General features: G+C 64.4%; 20 protein-coding genes. 10 read left to right on the top strand and 10 right to left on the bottom strand.

Annotated features, from left to right (window positions below; genetic code table 11):
* Nucleotides 1-20: 20 nt before the first annotated feature.
* The 3 genes from AAEO60_RS03905 to AAEO60_RS03895 form a co-directional block, all read right to left on the bottom strand.
* A complete protein-coding gene (locus tag AAEO60_RS03905; RefSeq protein ID WP_341672335.1) occupies nucleotides 21-854 on the bottom strand; it encodes a glutaminyl-peptide cyclotransferase in 834 nt (277 codons plus the stop codon).
* A 225-nt stretch (nucleotides 855-1,079) separates the two neighbouring features.
* Nucleotides 1,080-1,436, bottom strand: coding sequence for a hypothetical protein (locus tag AAEO60_RS03900; RefSeq protein WP_341672334.1), 357 nt, complete (start codon nucleotides 1,434-1,436; stop codon nucleotides 1,080-1,082).
* Between the two features lie 125 nt (nucleotides 1,437-1,561).
* Nucleotides 1,562-3,172 carry a phosphoenolpyruvate carboxykinase gene (locus AAEO60_RS03895; RefSeq protein ID WP_341672333.1) on the bottom strand — a complete coding sequence of 537 codons (1,611 nt, stop codon included), beginning with the start codon at nucleotides 3,170-3,172 and terminating at the stop codon, nucleotides 1,562-1,564.
* Between the two features lie 237 nt (nucleotides 3,173-3,409).
* On the opposite strand from AAEO60_RS03895, the gene AAEO60_RS03890 reads away from it, so the two are divergent.
* From AAEO60_RS03890 to AAEO60_RS03860, 7 genes are read left to right on the top strand one after another with little or no spacing between them, the layout of a single operon-like run.
* Nucleotides 3,410-4,177, top strand: a complete 768-nt coding sequence (locus AAEO60_RS03890) for a response regulator transcription factor (RefSeq protein ID WP_341672332.1) — start codon at nucleotides 3,410-3,412, stop codon at nucleotides 4,175-4,177.
* Nucleotides 4,170-5,738, top strand: a complete 1,569-nt coding sequence (locus AAEO60_RS03885; protein WP_341672331.1) for a stimulus-sensing domain-containing protein — start codon at nucleotides 4,170-4,172, stop codon at nucleotides 5,736-5,738. The genes AAEO60_RS03890 and AAEO60_RS03885 overlap by 8 nt, the downstream gene beginning before the upstream one ends.
* The gene (locus AAEO60_RS03880; protein ID WP_341672330.1) at nucleotides 5,735-6,154 is read left to right on the top strand and encodes an HPr kinase/phosphorylase; all 420 of its coding nucleotides are present in this window, start codon (nucleotides 5,735-5,737) and stop codon (nucleotides 6,152-6,154) included. Before AAEO60_RS03885 ends, AAEO60_RS03880 begins: the two co-directional genes overlap by 4 nt.
* A gap of 45 nt (nucleotides 6,155-6,199) precedes the next feature.
* Entirely contained in the window at nucleotides 6,200-7,111 is a 912-nt protein-coding gene (rapZ, locus tag AAEO60_RS03875) for an RNase adapter RapZ (protein WP_341672329.1), read from the top strand.
* A 55-nt stretch (nucleotides 7,112-7,166) separates the two neighbouring features.
* Entirely contained in the window at nucleotides 7,167-7,571 is a 405-nt protein-coding gene (locus AAEO60_RS03870; protein WP_341672328.1) for a PTS sugar transporter subunit IIA, read from the top strand.
* 14 nt (nucleotides 7,572-7,585) lie between these two features.
* Nucleotides 7,586-7,861, top strand: coding sequence for an HPr family phosphocarrier protein (locus AAEO60_RS03865; RefSeq protein WP_341672327.1), 276 nt, complete (start codon nucleotides 7,586-7,588; stop codon nucleotides 7,859-7,861).
* Entirely contained in the window at nucleotides 7,861-8,673 is an 813-nt protein-coding gene (locus AAEO60_RS03860) for a TrmH family RNA methyltransferase (RefSeq protein ID WP_341672326.1), read from the top strand. The genes AAEO60_RS03865 and AAEO60_RS03860 overlap by 1 nt, the downstream gene beginning before the upstream one ends.
* On the opposite strand, the gene AAEO60_RS03855 is transcribed toward AAEO60_RS03860, so the two are convergent.
* Together AAEO60_RS03855 and AAEO60_RS03850 are read right to left on the bottom strand one after the other, a co-directional pair.
* Nucleotides 8,670-9,407 carry a hypothetical protein gene (locus AAEO60_RS03855; protein ID WP_341672325.1) on the bottom strand — a complete coding sequence of 246 codons (738 nt, stop codon included), beginning with the start codon at nucleotides 9,405-9,407 and terminating at the stop codon, nucleotides 8,670-8,672. The two genes, AAEO60_RS03860 and AAEO60_RS03855, sit on opposite strands and share 4 nt — an antisense overlap.
* Nucleotides 9,404-10,774: a DNA recombination protein RmuC gene (locus AAEO60_RS03850; RefSeq protein ID WP_341672324.1), complete on the bottom strand. Its 1,371-nt coding sequence runs from the start codon at nucleotides 10,772-10,774 to the stop codon at nucleotides 9,404-9,406. Before AAEO60_RS03850 ends, AAEO60_RS03855 begins: the two co-directional genes overlap by 4 nt.
* 568 nt (nucleotides 10,775-11,342) lie before the next feature.
* On the opposite strand from AAEO60_RS03850, the gene AAEO60_RS03845 reads away from it, so the two are divergent.
* Complete coding sequence (locus AAEO60_RS03845) at nucleotides 11,343-13,007, top strand: formate--tetrahydrofolate ligase (protein ID WP_341672323.1); 1,665 nt, start codon at nucleotides 11,343-11,345, stop codon at nucleotides 13,005-13,007.
* Nucleotides 13,008-13,099: 92 nt separating this feature from the next.
* Here the strand turns inward: AAEO60_RS03845 and AAEO60_RS03840 are convergent, their stop codons facing one another.
* Genes AAEO60_RS03840 through recR form a run of 5 tightly spaced genes read right to left on the bottom strand, consistent with a single transcriptional unit; the run spans nucleotide 13,100 to nucleotide 15,633 of the window.
* Nucleotides 13,100-13,645: a nuclear transport factor 2 family protein gene (locus tag AAEO60_RS03840; protein ID WP_341672322.1), complete on the bottom strand. Its 546-nt coding sequence runs from the start codon at nucleotides 13,643-13,645 to the stop codon at nucleotides 13,100-13,102.
* A 37-nt stretch (nucleotides 13,646-13,682) separates the two neighbouring features.
* The gene (locus tag AAEO60_RS03835) at nucleotides 13,683-14,156 is read right to left on the bottom strand and encodes a nuclear transport factor 2 family protein (RefSeq protein WP_341672321.1); all 474 of its coding nucleotides are present in this window, start codon (nucleotides 14,154-14,156) and stop codon (nucleotides 13,683-13,685) included.
* 43 nt (nucleotides 14,157-14,199) lie between these two features.
* Nucleotides 14,200-14,766, bottom strand: coding sequence for a peptide deformylase (locus AAEO60_RS03830; protein ID WP_341672320.1), 567 nt, complete (start codon nucleotides 14,764-14,766; stop codon nucleotides 14,200-14,202).
* A 43-nt stretch (nucleotides 14,767-14,809) separates the two neighbouring features.
* On the bottom strand, nucleotides 14,810-15,040 hold the full coding sequence (locus AAEO60_RS03825; RefSeq protein WP_341672319.1) for a hypothetical protein: 231 nt from the start codon (nucleotides 15,038-15,040) through the stop codon (nucleotides 14,810-14,812).
* Nucleotides 15,037-15,633: a recombination mediator RecR gene (gene recR, locus AAEO60_RS03820; RefSeq protein WP_341672318.1), complete on the bottom strand. Its 597-nt coding sequence runs from the start codon at nucleotides 15,631-15,633 to the stop codon at nucleotides 15,037-15,039. Before recR ends, AAEO60_RS03825 begins: the two co-directional genes overlap by 4 nt.
* Before the next feature lie 44 nt (nucleotides 15,634-15,677).
* Between recR and fmt the strand changes: the two genes are divergently transcribed.
* Nucleotides 15,678-16,583 (top strand): methionyl-tRNA formyltransferase, encoded by a 906-nt coding sequence (gene fmt / locus AAEO60_RS03815; RefSeq protein WP_341672317.1) that lies wholly within the window; start codon nucleotides 15,678-15,680, stop codon nucleotides 16,581-16,583.
* Nucleotides 16,580-17,329: a tRNA pseudouridine(38-40) synthase TruA gene (gene truA / locus AAEO60_RS03810; protein ID WP_341672316.1), complete on the top strand. Its 750-nt coding sequence runs from the start codon at nucleotides 16,580-16,582 to the stop codon at nucleotides 17,327-17,329. The genes fmt and truA overlap by 4 nt, the downstream gene beginning before the upstream one ends.
* Nucleotides 17,330-17,336: the final 7 nt, after the last annotated feature.

Here is a 17,336-nt window from a genome sequence, read left to right as displayed (position 1 = left end):
CAATGCTTGAAATTGCCTTGCTAGCGCGCGGCGGCGGCCGTCGCCCCCACCCGCTCGACCAGGCGGATTTCGTAGAGGTTGGGCCACAGCTTGCCGGTCACGAACAGCCGTCCGCTCTCCGGATCGTGGGCAATACCGTTCAGCACCGCATCGTTGCGACCTTGCCGGTTGGCGGGCACCAGGGGGCGCAGGTCGACCACCTGCTGCACCACGCCGTCCACCGGATCGATCCCCAGCAGGAAGCCGGTGAACCAGACATTGGCGAACACCATGCCGTCGATCCATTCCAGCTCGTTGAGACGGATGACTTCGTCGCCGCCCAGCGTCACGGTCAACTCGCGCTGCACCTCCAGCGTTTCCGGATCGAGGAAGCGCAGCACGGATGATCCGTCAGAGGCGATGAGGCTGGTGCCGTCGTAGGTCAGCCCCCAGCCCTCGAACGGAAACTCCTGCGTCGCGCGGTGTTCCAGCGTGGCGACGTCCCAACGGTGAACCTCCCTGTCCATCCAGGTGAGGCTGACCAATTCGTCACCCCACAGTGCCAGCCCTTCGCCGAACTGCTCGGTCGGGATCGGCTGGCTCTGCTCGATCTCGCCGGTTTCCAGTGTGACGCGGCGCACCTCGGATTCACCTTCCTGCCCGGTGCTCTCGTAAAGCGCCCCGTCGTGCCATAACAGGCCCTGGGTGAAGGCATTGGCGTCGTGCGGGTAAGTCGCGATGATCTGCGCATCGTAGACCGCCGGTCCAGCCGGGGCCTCCTCCGCAGCGGCAGCTTGTGGCTGCTGCGCCTGCACGGCGGCCGGCAGTGCCAGCGCCGCCATGAAGGACAAGAGGAGATTGCGAACCTTCATCATTGACGCCCTCCTGCTGCGCCGGAGATGAGCAGGGGCTGAAGACCCTGATGACATGGGCTCATGCGAAAAATTGGCTGCGTTATCAGAACGAACGGCGTCGTCCCTCGGGCAACCATGTTTGGCGGCCCTTGGTCAACCGGGCAGCTGGGCCCGGGACTGCACGGCGCCACCCATACCTTCATGGCGAGCAGGCGCCGCCACCAGACAGCCACTTGCAGACTGCGGTCAGTCGCGACCGAAAAGCTTGCCGGCCATGCCGGAGATATCGTCCATCACGTCGCCGTCACCATCCTGGTCGATCAGGCCCTTCAGGCTCGAAGGATCGTTCTTGATGGCATTGGCAAATTCGGTGAGCGAGCCTTCGCCGCCGATCTGCTGCACGATCTGCGACAGGACACCCGTGTCGAGACCGGTGCGCTGCGAAGCGAGCTCGACGGTATCACCCTGCATCTGGTGCGTCTGGCCCAGCGTGGCCACGGCGCGCTCGACCATGGAAGGGTCGAGTCCGACGCGTTCGGCGAGGTTGGCGATATCGTCCGGAGCGCCGCCGATGTTGCGCAGAATTCCGTCAAGCATGCTCATGGGTCTGTCTCCTCGAGATGAATTTCGTTGAAAGACTAGGCCCCTCTGATGACATAATAAAGGCCCCGCTCCGGCGTTCACCGTGCGGGGCCCTCCTCTCCAGCCGGAAAACCGGGTAACGCGTGTCAGGCGGCCTGCGGCGCAGCCTGCCGAACACCCTCATCAACGTGCTCTGCAAATTGTTCGAAGTTGTCGATGAACAGTTGCACCAGCTTGCGCGCGGTGGCGTCGTATTCGTCCTTGTCGGCCCAGGTGGCACGCGGATCGAGCAGGGTCTGGTCGATCCCGGCCTCCTCCAGTGCGGGCACGAAAACCGGCACATCGAAGCCGAAGTTCGGGTCCTTGCGGAATTCGACGTCGTCCATCTTGCCGTCGAGCACGGCGTTCAGCAGCCCGCGCGTGGCCTTGATCGGCATGCGGTGGCCGACGCCATACTTGCCGCCGGTCCAGCCGGTGTTGAACAGCCAGCACTGCGCCCCGCCCTTGGCGATGCGATCCTTCAGCAGGTTGCCGTAGACGCTGGGGTGACGCGGCATGAAGGCAGCACCAAAGCAGGTGCTGAAAGTTGCTTCGGGCTCGGTCACGCCGATCTCGGTGCCGGCCACCTTGGCGGTGTAGCCCGAGAGGAAGTAGTACATCGCCTGGTCCGGCGTCAGCCGCGCGATCGGAGGCAGCACACCAAAGGCGTCGGCGGTCAGCATGACCACGTTCGACGGAGCCGGGCCGAGGTTCTTCTCCGAAGTGTTCGGGATGAACTCGATCGGATAGGCGCCGCGGGTGTTCTCCGTCTTGCTGCCGTCGGTGAAGTCCAGTTCGCGGGTCTGCTCGTCCATGGTGACGTTTTCAAGCACCGTGCCGAACATCTTGGTGGTGGCGTAGATCTCCGGCTCGCCTTCGGCGGACAGGTTGATCATCTTGGCATAGCAGCCGCCTTCGAAGTTGAAGACGTTGTCATCCGACCAGCCGTGCTCGTCGTCGCCGATCAAAGTACGGCTGGCGTCAGCCGACAGCGTGGTCTTGCCGGTGCCCGAAAGGCCGAAGAAAATCGCGCTCTTGCCGTCGGCACCGATGTTGGCCGAACAGTGCATGGGCATCACCCCCTGCGCGGGCAGCAGGAAGTTGAGCAGGCCGAACACGCCCTTCTTCATTTCGCCGGAGTATTCGGTGTTGCCGATCAGGATCAGCTTCTCGGTGAAGTTGACTGCAATCACCGTGTCGCTGCGGCAACCGTGGCGTTCCGGATCGGCCTTGAAGCTGGGCAGGTTGATGATCGTGTATTCGGGGCTGAAGCCAGCCACCTCTTCTGCCGTGGGCCGCACGAGCATCGTGCGCACGAACAGGTTGTGCCAGGCCATCTGCGTGATCACGCGCACGTTGACGCGGTATTCCGGCTGGCTACCGCCGAACAGGTCGGCAACGTAAAGCTCGTCCTGGCCTTCCACGGCGGCCAGGAAATCAGCTTTCAGGTTGTCCCAGCTTGCCTGGTCCATCGGCTGGTTGATGGCGCCCCAGTCGATCGTGTCTTCGGTGGCGGCATCGCGGACGACGAACTTGTCCTTCACGCTACGGCCGGTGAACTTGCCGGTGTCGACCAGCAGCGCGCCATCCTTCGTCAGTTTGCCCTCGCCCTTGGCGATGGCATGTTCGACCAGCGCGGGAGTCCCGAGATTGGCATGAAGGGTGGCGGAAGTCGCTATGCCCTGATCGGACAGCGACACATTAAGCGGGATCGACACGCAGTGCTCCTCAACACAACAAGAAATCCGTCCCGGCACAGGGTCGTCGCGCCGGAAACTTGCGGCCCGCATAGAGGCCCAGAATTGCGGCGTCAATTTGGCATGGACCCATTGCCCTATAGTTGCGTCCGGCCCCCTGTTGCGACGTTGCAGTGCAGCATTTTTTCGGTGTCCGCATGCAGCAACATTGTGTCTCTCGCAGCGGCGGGTTACGTCCCTTTCAGGCAAGGAATAGGCATGACGGAAACAACTGACAGTGTGACCGGTGAAGCGTCCGTCTCCGACGAGGGTCAGCGCACCATCGCGCTGGTGGATGACGACCGCAACATCCTCACGACGCTGTCCATTGCCCTGCAGGCGGAAGGCTATGCCACGCGCGTATATTCGGACGGCGAAGCCGCTCTTGCTGCCCTGCGCAAGAACCCGCCGGACCTCGCCGTATTCGATATCAAGATGCCCCGCATGGACGGCATGGAACTGCTGAAGCGGCTGCGCGAAAGTTCTGATATTCCAGTTATTTTCCTGACGAGCAAGGACCAGGAGCAAGACGAGGAAGCCGGGCTTGCGATGGGCGCCGACGACTATATCGCGAAGCCCTTCAGCCAGCGCCTGCTGGTTGCCCGCATCCGCGCCATCCTGCGCCGTGCCGCGCCGCTGCCGCACGACGAGCAGGACGTCGCGCCCATGCCCGACGGCGCGCACGAGACCATAGCGCGGGGACGGCTGGTGATGGATCCCGCTCGCCACCAGGTGACCTGGGACGGTAAGCCCGTCAGCCTGACCGTCACCGAATTCCTGATCCTCGAGGCGCTGGCAATCCGTCCCGGCGTGATCAAGAGCCGCAACCAGCTGATGGATGCCGCCTACCCCGACGATATCTTCGTCGATGACCGCACGGTCGATTCGCATATCAAGCGGCTGCGGCGGAAATTCCGCGCGGTCGATCCCGGATTCGGGGCGATCGAAACGCTCTACGGCGCCGGCTATTCGTTCTCCGATGGCTGACCCGTCCAGCGAGGACACACTGCAAGCAAGCAGGCTTGAACGGCTCGCCATTCCCTTCGGCGGATCGCTGACGCGGCGCATCCTGACCGTGAACCTGATCCCGCTGCTGGTGCTGGCGGGCAGCCTGTTCTTCCTCGATTCCTATCGCCGCCAGCTGCTGGACGAACGCTACAAGCTCGCCCGTATCGAGGCGCAGATTACGGCAGAGGCGCTTGCAGGTGCCACGGTAGAACGGCAGGAAGCCCTCCTCAGCCAGATCGGGCGCGAGCAATCGATGCGGCTGCGCATGTACGACGCCAGCGGCAAGCTCATCGCCGACAGCTTCGAGCTGGACGAACCCAGCTTCACCTTTGACGACCCGGTGGCCGAACCCTTCCTCGAGGACCTTGCGCGATGGACGGACAACGCCGTCAACATCGCCGTGGGTGCCCCGTCCCCGCCGGCCTATGTCGAGCCGGACGAGACCAATGCCGACGCCTGGCCGGAACTGGTCCGCGTGCGGCAACAGGGCCTGAGCCAGATCGAGCTGCGCCGCGCGCCGGATGGCACGCCTGTCATCAATGCCGCTGCCCCCGTCGGCCTCAATGGTGCGAGCCTGCTGACCACCCGCAACGCGGTGGACATCACAGCCGCCGTGCGCAGCGCGCGCTCCAGCCTGATGACCATCATCCTGCTGGCACTGGCGCTGTCCACGATCCTCTCGCTCTACCTCGCCACCACGATCATCGAACCGCTGCGGCGACTGGTGCAGGCGGCATCGCGCGTACGGCTGGGCCGGGACCGCGAGGTGGAAGTGCCGCGCATGGACGAGCGCACGGACGAGATCGGCCTGCTGGCGCGTGCCGTATCGGACATGACCGCCACCCTGCGCCACCGTATCGACGCGGTCGAAAGCTTCGCCGCCGACGTGGCGCACGAAATCAAGAACCCGCTCGCATCCTTGCGCAGCGCCACCGAAACCCTGCCCAAGGTCGACGATCCCGACCTGCGCAACCAGTTGGTCGAGGTGGCCGCGCACGACGTGCGGCGGATCGACCGCCTGGTGACCGAAATCTCCGAAGCCAGCCGCATCGACGCGGAGTTGAGCCGGGCGACGTTCGAGCAGGTCGACCTGTGCTCGCTCTTCTCCAACGTGGTGGCGCGCAAGCTGGAACGCGGCGAGACGCGCGGCTGCGCGGTCGAGATCGCCTGCAAGACGAACATGGGTGAGGTCATGGGCGTGCCCGTGCGACTCGAACGCATCGCCGAAAACCTGCTCGACAACGCGGTGTCCTTCTCACCCGAAGGCGGTCGCATCGTCGTGACCATCGCCCGTAACGGCCCACGCGTCACCGCAACGGTCTGCGACGAAGGTCCGGGCATTCCCGAGGACGAACGCGAGAAGGTATTCCGCCGCTTCCACTCTCACCGTCCGGAAGGCGAGGAATACGGCAACCATTCCGGCCTCGGCCTCGCGATCGGGCGCACCATTGCCGAAGCGCACTCGGGGAGCCTGACTGTGGAGGACGACGTAACAGGGCTTGGCGGCGCCTGCCTGGTACTGGAATTGCCTGCTGTATGAGTGACGTCCTTCCGAATGTCAGCTGCGTCGCCATGCGCGGGCGCGCCATGGTGATCACCGGGGCTCCCGGCACCGGCAAGTCGAGCCTCGCGCTCGCCCTGCTCGACCGCGGCGGCGAACTGATCGGCGATGACGGGGTGACGCTGTCGCAGGTCGGCGAACTGGTGATCGCCAGCCCGCCGCCCAACACCATGGGCCTGATCGAAGTGCGCAATGTCGGGCTGCTGGAAGTGCCGACGACCCGTGCGCCAGTGGCCATTGTCATCAGCCTGACTGACGATGCCGAACGCCTGCCGCTGGGCCATGGCATGGCAATGATTCTGGGCAGGCCGGTGCCTCAGGTGGCGCTCTATCCCGACACCCCGGCCTTGCCCCTGCGCGCCGAGGCGGCACTCGAGATGCACGGGCTGGACTGAAAGCCCCCTTCACATTTGCTCGCCATGCGCGCAGATGACGCTGCCATGGCAAACAAGGCGCCAGAGTCGCAACAACGTATCCTGCTGGTCACCGGCATGCTCGGCGCGGGCAAGACAACGGCGCTGCGCGAGCTGGAGGACCTGGGTTGGGAATCGATCGACAACTTCCCGATCCGCCTGCTCGACCGCATGGTGGGAGGCAACGCGCCCGGCGCGCACTCGCTGGCAATCGGCTTCGACTGCCGCACCCGTGACTTCGTACCAGCGGACATCATCGCCCAGGTGAAACGCTGGATCGAAGAGGATGGCTTGGCGATCTCCACTCTCTTCCTCGACTGCGCCGGATACGAGCTGGAACGCCGTTTCAACGAGACCCGCCGCCGCCATTTCCTGGCTGGCGACCTACCGGTTCCGTCAGGAATTGCCGCAGAGCGTGAATTGCTCGCTCCCATGCGGCGCTGGGCCGACGTGCTGATCGACACAACCGATTATTCCACCAACGACCTGAAGCAGACGATCCGCGAGCATTTCTCGCAGACGGCACCGCAGCAGATGACGGTCACCGTCTCCAGCTTCGCCTTTGCGCGCGGCAAGCCGCCCACGGCGGACCTGGTGTTCGACATGCGCTATCTCGACAACCCGCATTGGGAACCGGGACTGCGCGAACAGACCGGGCTGGATGCCGGAGTCGGCGAATTCATCGAAGGCAGCGCGGTTTTTACCTCCAGCTTCGAGAAGATCAGTTCGCTGCTGTTGGAACTGCTCCCGCGGTACGCGAAACAGGGAAAGGCCTACGTCAACATCGCCTTCGGCTGTACCGGCGGGAGACACCGTTCGGTTTACACTGCCGAGAAGATGGCGCAGGTCTTGCGCGATGGCGGCTTTTCGCCCACCGTCCTGCACCGCAACCTGGGATCTCGCGCGGAAGACCTGGTGGAAGGAACGCAACACCCGTGATAGGCCGCCCGCCCCGAACCGCTGTTATCGAGAGCGCAAGAAGCACCCCTCCCCAATGATCGGTATTATTCTCGTCACTCACGGCCGCCTGGCCGAGGAATTCGTTTCCGCCATGGAGCACGTGGTGGGCCACCAGGATGCGATCGCCACGATCTGCATCGGACCCAGCGACGACATGGAAATGCGGCGCAAGGAAATCGCCACGGCCATCGACAAGGTCGATACCGGGTCGGGCGCGATCATGCTGACGGACCTGTTCGGCGGCACGCCGTCGAACCTCGCCATCTCGCTGCTGGAAGCCGGCCGCACCGAGGTGATCGCCGGCATCAACCTGCCCATGCTGATCCGGCTGGCCGGCGCCCGCAAGGAACTGCCGCTGCTCAAGGCCGCGCAGGCTGCGCGCGAGGCAGGCCGCAACTACATTACGTTGGCGTCCGAATTTCTCGGGCAGGACGCCTGACCGAGGGGGAACGGATGAGCGAAGCCAGTTGCGAAGTGATCATCCCCAACAAACGCGGCCTGCACGCCCGCGCCAGCGCCAAGTTCGTCGCCGCCGTGGCCGAAATGCCCGGCTGCAACGTCAAGGTGGAGAAGGATGGTCAGTGTGCAGCCGGCGGCTCGATCCTGGGACTGATGATGCTGGGCGCTGCCATGGGTGACACGGTCATAGTCTCCGTCGAAGGCGACGATGCCCAGGTGCGGCTGGGCCAGTTGGTCCAGCTCGTCGAAGGCAAGTTCGGCGAGGACTGATGTCCAGTACTCACCGGCGCGAGATTACCGGCTTTTCCAATCCCACGGTCAAATACCTGCGCTCCCTGCGCGAGAAGAAGCACCGCAAGCGCGAGGGCGTTTTCCTTGCCGAAGGCCTGCGCTTGCTGACTGACGCGCGCGAATGCGGGCATGTGCCGAAGACGCTGGTGATGGCCAAGGGCCGCGATCCGCATCCGCTGCTCGATGCGCTGGAGGCTGACGTTGCCGCTGCTGGCGGCGAGGTGATCGAGACCAGCTCGGACATCCTCTCCAAGATCACCGGCAAGGACAACCCGCAGGCTGTGGCTGGCGTGTTCGCGGAATTCGATACCTCGCTCGCCGCGCTTGACCGAAGCAAAGCGAAGATCTGGCTGGTGTCGCAGGCGCTGCGCGATCCGGGCAACCTTGGCACAATGCTGCGCACCGGCGATGCCGTGGGCGCTGGCGGGCTGATCCTGATCGACGACTGCGCCGACCCCTTCAGCGTCGAGGCCGTGCGCGCGAGCATGGGTGCAGTGTTTACCCAGCAACTGGCACAGGCCGGGTGGGACGAATTTGTCGACTGGTTGCGTCAGGGGGACGGACAACTCGTGGCAGCGAGCCTGCGCGATGCCGTGCCCTATCGCGGTGCGCCCTATGCCGCGCCATGCTTCGTGCTGGTCGGCAACGAATCGCGCGGACTGCCCGAGGACTACGAAATGGCCTGCGACCTGCGCGTGACCATGCCGATGAAGGGCCGGGCCGACAGCCTCAATGCTGCGGTGGCAGCGGCGGTGCTGGCCTACGAAGTGCTCGATACGCTGGAGGCCTAGTCCCCGGCGATGAAGGCCGTCAGGTGCCAGCTGCCGTTGCGGCGCGAGGCGATCAGGCGGTAATCTATGTATGGACGCAGCCGGTCGGACTCGACGAAACCTACCAGCGTCTGGCCTGCCGCCCCCTGCGCCCAGCTGACGCGCGTGAAGCCCCCTGCAACGTCAGTTTCGGGACTCCCGGTCAGCTCGACCGCTTCCCAGGACAGGCTTGCCAGCACCGGAGCGTCAGCGGACGGTTCGTCGAGCAGCGGCACCTCTTCACCGGTAACGATCATGCCGCCGTAAGGATCGACCGGCAGTCCTTGCGCGAAGTACCAAGGCATGGTCATTGTCGCGCCGTCGGAAGCGCAGCCCATGGCAACGATCTCGGCCAATTCGTCCCAAAGCGCGCCGTCGTCAGCCGCCAGCCGATCACGCAGTTCCGCCGCGCCGTTGCCGCCTCCAAAATCCAGCCGGATGTCTTCCGAAGACAAGGCTAGCAGGTCATCGGCTTCGCGTGTGGCGACCGCGTCGAGCAGGCTGGCGAGGAATGCGCCGCCGCCCGGCTGGTCACGGCACTCGTCACGCGGCGCGAAGGGTCCGGTTGGCCGTGCCGGAAGGGTCTCTCCCTCTGCATCGGACACCAGTTGCTCAGCCGCGCGTTCGATGCGGTCAGACGGCGGGTCACTGCGGTCGCAGGCGGAAAGCGCTGCAAACAGGGTCACGGCAGCGAGCAAGGCGCTTCTGGCGGTCATGTTGCAGCAGTATCCTTCTCGTCCTCGCTGCCTTCGATGAGCAGGCCTTCGGACGGTTCAGCGACATCCCCAACCCCATAGCGCGGGGCGCCTTCCACCAGCGGTACCTCGTCGATCTCCTTGCTGATTTCCAGCCCCTTCTCCGCCATCCGGCGGCCCGATGTCAGGACATTGCGCTCAAAGCTGCCGACGAACTTGTTGTAATTGGAAACCGCCGATTCCAGCCCGCTGCCAACGCGCTTCATGTGTTCCGCCGCCACGCGCAGGCGATCGTAGAGCTCTGCACCCATGCGGCCGATTTCTTTTGCCTCCGCCGCCATCCGATCTTGCCGCCAGACCTGCGCCACGGTGCGCGCGATGGCGACGAGGTTGGTGGGCGTGGCCAGCAGCACGCCGTTCTTGAAGGCGAAGTCCCACAGCTCCGGATCCGCCTCCAGCGCGGCGGCGACGAAGTGCTCGCCGGGGACGAACATCACCACGTAGTCGGGCGCTTCCTCGAACTGGCTCTGGTAGCTCTTGGCCCCCAGCGTCTGCACATGACCGCGCATCGACTTGGCGTGCTGGGCCATGTGCTGGCGGCGCACCTCGTCATCCTCGGCCTCGAAGGCAGCCTGGTAAGCGTTGAGCGAGACCTTGGCGTCGATCACCAGCTTCTTCTGCCCCGGCACGTGGACGATGGCGTCAGGCCGCAGCCGCCCGCTGTCGGTATCGACCGAATGTTCCAGCGTGAAATCGGTGTGTTCGGACAGGCCGCACTGCTCCAGCACGTTCTGCAAGGCCCGTTCGCCCCAGCGGCCGCGCGCCTTGGGGGCATTGGTGAGCGAATTGCCCAGCCGCTGCGCCTCGCGCCGGACCTCTTCCTGCCCACGCTGCATGTTCTCGATCAGGCCGGTCAGCTGGCCGAAGGCGTCGACGCGGTTTTTCTCCAGCGTGGCGACCTGCTCCTCGTAGCTCTTCAGTCGCCGGTCGACCGGATCGAGCAGCGCCTTGAGCTTGGCCTCGCTGGCCTTTTCCGAATGGCCCAGCCGCTCGCTGGCGGTCTTGAGGAACTCCTCCTGCGCCCGCGACAGCACTTCCGAACCCGTGGCCTTGAACTGCGCCAGCAATTCCTCGCGCGCTTCCTTCATCGCGGCGATCTGCTTGTCGAAGTTTTCGGCATTGGTCCTTAGCGTGGCGATCTCGATATGCGCCCTGCCTAGCTCCGCACCGGCCTGCCTGAATTCCGCCTCTGCCGCCTGTGCACGCTCTTCCAGCGCCGCTTTCTCACTACGCAAGTCGATAAGCGGGCGAGCGCCCAGCCAGTATCCGCCAGCAATGCCGACGATCAACGCACCAACCACCATGGCGACTACGATAATTGGATCCATGCCTTCTCCCTTCTGCCCAATGCCGCCGACGATTTAGCCGTCGGCGGCACCGGTCAGCTGTTGTGCAAACGGACTCCGAGATCGCTCAATGCTTCCTCTTCGGTCGGGAATCCGACCTGCGATTCACCAATGATGCGACCATCCGGCCTTATAAGAAGCCAGTGGTATCCGTCTGCAAGCTGACACGTTGAGTGGAGCCGAGTTTCCACGGCAGCCTCCTTGTGTCAGGGGCTAGTCATCGGTCCGGGAAGACATCGAACATCGCGTAGAACGCGCTTTCTCAAGTGAGGGCAACGCTTCAGCGAAATGGAACGCTTGATCGACTCGGGGCTACGACTTTGTCTCGGGCGCCCAATGTATGAGACCACGCGATAATACGAGAACGAATAGGCAACGCAAGCGCCCGTGACCATTGTCCACTGACAACGGTTCTTCCAGCCACCAAATTGCGCTTGAGACTCGCTTTCCGCGATTGTATGCGATACATACAATTCAGATTTGCGAAGTTTTCGCGATTGTGAAATATAGGCGCGATAGAGTCGCTCGCGCACCAGAGAGAGGATCACGCATGCCCACTGATATCGAGATTGCCCGCCAGGCCACCCTCATCCCGATCACCGACGTTGCCAAGAACGCGGGCATCCCGGACGATGCGCTGATCCCCTACGGCAAGTACAAGGCCAAGGTCGACACGGCCCAGCTGCCCGACAATCCCAACGGCAAGCTGATCCTCGTCACCGCGATCAATCCCACCCCGGCAGGCGAAGGCAAGACCACGACTTCGGTCGGCCTGTCGGACGCGCTGCACCGCATCGGCAAGAAGACCATGCTGTGCCTGCGCGAACCCTCGCTCGGCCCTTGCTTCGGCATGAAGGGCGGCGGTGCCGGCGGCGGCAAGTCGCAGGTCATGCCGATGGACGAGATCAACCTGCACTTTACCGGCGACTTCCACGCCATCACGAGCGCGCACAACCTGCTCTCGGCCATGATCGACAACTCGATCTACTGGGGCAACCCGAACGACATCGACGTGCGCCGCGTCACCTGGAAGCGCGTGCTCGACATGAACGACCGCGCCCTGCGCCAGATCGTCGGCCCGCTGGGCGGCATCGCCAACGGTTTCCCGCGTGAAAGCGGCTTCGACATCACCGTAGCTTCCGAAATCATGGCCATCCTGTGCCTCGCCAGCGACCTGGCCGACCTGCAGAAGCGCCTTGGTGACATCATCATCGGCTACACCCGCAAGAAAGAGCCGGTCTATTGCCGCGACATCAAGGCCGACAGCGCCATGACCGTGCTGCTGAAGGATGCCATCCTGCCCAACCTGGTGCAGACGCTGGAAAACCGCCCGGCCTTCCTGCACGGCGGCCCCTTCGCCAACATCGCCCACGGCTGCAACTCGGTGATCGCCACCAAGACCGCGCTGAAGATGGCCGACTACACCGTGACCGAAGCGGGTTTCGGTGCCGACCTCGGTGCCGAGAAGTTCATGGACATCAAGTGCCGCCTCGCCGGCCTGAAGCCCAACGCCATCGTGCTGGTCGCGACCGTGCGCTCGCTGAAGATGAACGGCGGCGTGCCCAAGAACGAGCTGACCAAGGGTGAGAACGTCGAAGCCGTGCGCGCCGGTTCGGTGAACCTCAAGCGCCACATCGAAAACCTCAAGAAGTTCGGCATCACGCCGACCATCGCCATCAACCACTTCTATCTCGATACCGATGCCGAAATCGCCGTGATCGAGGAAATGGCTGCCGAGTACGGCGCTGACGCCGTGGTCTGCAAGCACTGGGCCGAAGGTGGTGCCGGTGCCGAGGAACTGGCCCGCATCGTGGCTGCCAAGGCCGATGCCGGTGCTCGCGACTTCGACCAGCTCTACCCCTCGGACATGCCGCTCGCCGACAAGATCACCACGGTTGCCACCGAGATCTACCGCGCCGGCGAGGTCAGCATTTCGCCTGCAATCCGCAAGCAGCTGAAGCAGTGGGAAGAGATGGGCTACGCCAACTATCCCGTCTGCATGGCGAAGACGCAGTACAGCTTCTCCACCGACCCGACCGCGCTCGGCGCGCCGGAAGATCACGTGGTCGAGATCAACGAAGTGCGTCTGTCGGCCGGTGCCGGGTTCATCGTCGCGATTGCCGGCGGCATCATGACCATGCCGGGCCTGCCCAAGGTACCGAGTGCCGAGAACATCTACCTCGACGAGAACGGCCAGATCGAAGGCCTGTTCTAGGCGAACAACCGGGCGGACGCCCCTTCCATCTCGCGCCCGCCTGAACGCTAAGGGTCGTCTCCCCCGGGAGGCGGCCCTTTTCTTTTGCCGGTCTAGTCTTCCAGCGTGTTGGCGCCCCAGCTTGCGACTTCGGCCACCCATTCCTCGCTCGTGGGCATTACCGTGTGATCGACGCGCTCGGCGATCTTCCAGCCATCTTCGGTGCGCACCAGCCGGTCATGGTACTGGCCGGACAATTCGTTGGTCGGTGCCCCACCTTCGCCGCGCATCACGAAGATGAAGCGCGATTTCGCGCTCGCCGTATCGCCCTCGACATCGATCTCGAAATTGCTGATCTGGTGGAAGCTGCTGGTGTTGACGAAATCGTCCGGCACTTCGCCGAACAAGCCCGTCAGCATTTCGCGGATCTCGTCCTGCCCCTCGCGCCGGGTGTTGCCGTTGGCCCAGACCCCGTCCTCGGTGAACAGGCCGACGTAGCCATCGTAATCGCGCGCATCGAGATGGGCGGAATAGTCGGTGATCACCCGCTGGATGGCGAGTTGGTCTTCCAGTTCCAGCACCCGGCTTTCCAGCGCCTCCGTGTCATTGCAGCCCGCCAGCGCCAATGCGCCGGCAGCAATCGCGATACGAATACCCATAGGTCCCCCTCCAAGGTCGAACGTTTGAGGTCGCCCTCTATCGGTGGATCGAATCCCAGTGTTCGACGATCATCCCGTCCTCGATACGGTAAGTATCGTACCACCAGACTGGAACCAGCGTGTCGGGATCGTCGCGGCTGGGCAATTGACGCTGGTGCATCAACTGCACGAGGTCGCCCTCGGCCAGTACGAATTCGAATTCGGTTAGCGGGTAGGTGCCCGGTTCGAGCGGCTCGGCATCCGGGCGCGACGTCTTGAGATAGTCGATCAGGCCGTCGAGGCCGCCTTCGATGCCCGGGCTGTGCTGGATATAGTCGGGCGAAATGTACTCCCGGGCAGCATCGAAATTCTGGCCGTTGAGAACCTCGTGCCACATGTCGAGCACCAGTTGCTTGTTCGCTTCCAGCTGCGCCTGCTCATCCGCGATGCCAGCTTCGTCCTGCTCACCGCCGGCCTGTTCGCAGCCCGCCAGCGCCAGCGCGCCGACAGCAATAACGTGGCGAAACTTCATGAATTCCCTCCCCGAATCATTATCCGGGCAGGAGACTAGCCGATCACGCTGCCTTGCGCGCCTTTTCCAGCTTCTTCAGCGCCATCGACCGCTTCAGGCGGCTGAGGTGGTCGATGAAGAGGATGCCGTTGAGGTGGTCCATCTCGTGCTGGATGCAGACGGCCAGCATGCCGGTCATCTCTTCCTCGTGCTGGTTGCCTTCGAGATCCTGCCAGCGCACGCGGCACTGGGCCGGGCGTTCGACGTCGGCGAAGATGTCCGGCACCGACAGGCAACCTTCCTGGTAGGTCTTGAGGTCGTCCGAGGGATCGAGGATCTCCGGGTTCACGAAGACGCGCGGATCGTTGATCACCGGCTGGTGCGTGTGATGCGTGCCGTCGTGGTCACATTCTTCCGGCTCTGCATCGGGGTCTTCCTCCTGCAGGTCGATGACCAGCAGGCGCAGTGGTTCACCCACCTGGATGGCGGCAAGGCCGATGCCGTGCGCGGCGTACATGGTCTCGAACATGTCTTCGACGAGCGTCTTGAGCTCGTCGTCGAACGTCTCGACGGGAGCGGACACAACTTTGAGCCGGGGATCCGGCGCTTCCAGGATTTCGCGAATAGCCATGAGGGACATTTAGGAGCGAGGTGCGCCGGAATCAATCTCGTCATCAATCTCGGCGACGGCGGACCACACCGATCAGCGCCAGTACTGCGGTCACCGGGAGGACGATCAACGCCATCCAGACGCCCAGCACCTGATAGTAATAGCCGGTAAAGTTCCCCGTTGCCGGATCGACGAATTCGCCGTTGTTCCCCGTGCTCATCATCGCACCGTGCATGAACCAGCCGAGCGGGGCCGCCAGGATCAAGGCGACGACAAGCGATTTGCCGAAACTCATCCCAGTGGCCTCCGCGCCCGCAGCGCCTGGGCCAGCGTTCCTTCGTCGAGGTAATCCAGTTCACCGCCCACCGGCAGGCCGTGCGCCAGCTGGGTGATGCGCACGGGGTGCCCTTCGAGCCGCTCGGCGATGTAGTGCGCGGTGGTCTGGCCTTCGAGCGTGGCATTCATCGCCAGCACGACCTCGTCAACCCCGCCCGCCTCGACACGGCCCAACAGGCTGTCGATGGCAAGGTCTTCGGGCCGCACGCCATCGAGCGCGGACAGCCGTCCGCCCAGCACGTGATACTTTCCGGTAAACAGCCGCGCGCGGTCCAGCGCCCACAGGTCCGCCACGTCCTCGACCACGCAGATCGCCTTGGTATCGCGGCGCGGGTCGGCGCAGACCGTGCACGGGTTCTGCGTGTCGACGTTGCCGCAGGTCTCGCATTCCACCAGCTTGTCCCGTACCGCACCCAGCGCATCAAGCACTTGCTTGAGCGCGGTCTCGCGGTGCTTGACCAGCCACAGCACCGCCCTTCGCGCCGAGCGCGGTCCGAGGCCCGGCAGGCGCGCCAGGGCGGCGGCGAGGTTTTCGATCTCTTGCGATGCCATCCCTCGCCAGATAGGGCCGCGCGCAGAGAATAGGAAGGCTGGCAATGCGCCTCATCTTCATGGGAACGCCCGATTTCGCCGTACCGACGCTGGATGCGCTGGTCGAAGCGGGGCACGACGTGGCGGCGGTCTACAGCCAGCCGCCCAGCCGATCGGGCCGGGGCAAGCAGGAACGCCCTTCGCCCGTCCACGCCCGCGCGCTGGAACTCGGGATCGAAGTGCGCCATCCCGTCAGCCTGAAGGGCGAGGACGAGCAAGCCGCTTTCGCCGCGCTGGAGGCCGATGTCGCCGTGGTCGCTGCCTATGGGCTGCTGCTGCCGCAAGCCGTGCTGGACGCGCCGAAATTCGGCTGCCTCAACGTCCACGGCTCCTTGCTGCCGCGCTGGCGCGGGGCGGCACCGATCCACCGGGCGATCCAGGCAGGCGATGCGCAGACGGGCGTCACCATCATGCAGATGGAGCTCGGACTCGATACAGGCCCAATGCTGATGAAGGCCGCCACGCCCATCAATGGCAAGACCACCGGCGAACTGCATGACGAACTGGCCGAACTTGGTGCGAGCCTGATGGTGGAGGCGCTGGCCGCCCTTCCCACCCTGCAAGCCCGGCCGCAGGACGATGCGCTGGCGACTTACGCGCCGAAGATCGACAAGGCCGAGGCGCGGCTCGACTTCACCAAACCCGCCGCCATCCTGGAACGCGAAGTACGCGCCTTTTCGCCCTTCCCCGGCGCGTGGTTCGAGCTGGATGGTTCCCGCATCAAGCTGTTGCGCGCGGAACTGGTGGAGGGCCAGGGCGCTCCCGGCACGGTGATCAACGACCGACTGACGATTACGTGCGGAGAGGGCGCGATCCGCCCCGTCATCCTGCAACGCGCAGGCAGGCCGGCCATGGCGCTGGCAGACTTCCTGCGCGGCAATCCGGTCGCCAAGGGCAGCGTGATCGCATGACCCGTTTCGCCCTCACCATCGAATTCGACGGCGGCCCCTTCTTCGGCCTGCAACGGCAGGAGAACGGCCCCAGCGTCCAGCAGAGCATCGAGGAAGCCGCCCATGCGGTGACGGGTGAACAGGTCACCCTGCACAGCGCCGGGCGCACCGACTCCGGCGTCCACGCCCTCGCCATGCGCAGCCATGTCGATATCGCGAAGCAGATCGAACCCTTCCGCCTGATGGAGGCGCTCAACGCGCACTTGCGGCCCGATCCCGTTGCGGTGATCGCCTGCGAGGTGAAGCCCGATGACTGGCACGCGCGTTTCTCCTGCCTCGGGCGCAGCTATGAATACCGCATCCGCAACCGCCGCGCGCCGCTGACGCTGGAGAAGGGCCGCGCCTGGCATGTCGCCAAGCCGCTCGACGCCGAAGCCATGCACGAAGCCGCGCAGGCGCTGGTCGGACAGCACGATTTCACCACCTTCCGCAGCGCACACTGCCAGTCGGCCAGCGCGGTAAAGACGCTCGACCGGCTAGATGTCAGCCGCGAGGGCGATGCCGTGCTGATCCGCGCCGCCGCGCGCTCCTTCCTGCACCACCAGGTCCGCTCGATGGTCGGCTGCCTCGCGCTGGTCGGCCAGGGAACCTGGCGGATAGAACAGGTGGCTGAGGCGTTGGAAGCACAGGATCGCTCCGCGCTCGGCCTCAATGCCCCGCCAGAGGGTTTGTATTTCGTCGCGGCGCGTTATCCTGACGAAGAATAGGAGAGGA

This window comes from Aurantiacibacter gilvus (assembly GCF_038289935.1).
GTDB lineage: Bacteria > Pseudomonadota > Alphaproteobacteria > Sphingomonadales > Sphingomonadaceae > Alteraurantiacibacter > Alteraurantiacibacter gilvus.
The sequence above is the reverse complement of the archived record's forward strand: the minus strand, read 5'-3'. Positions and strand labels throughout refer to the sequence as shown.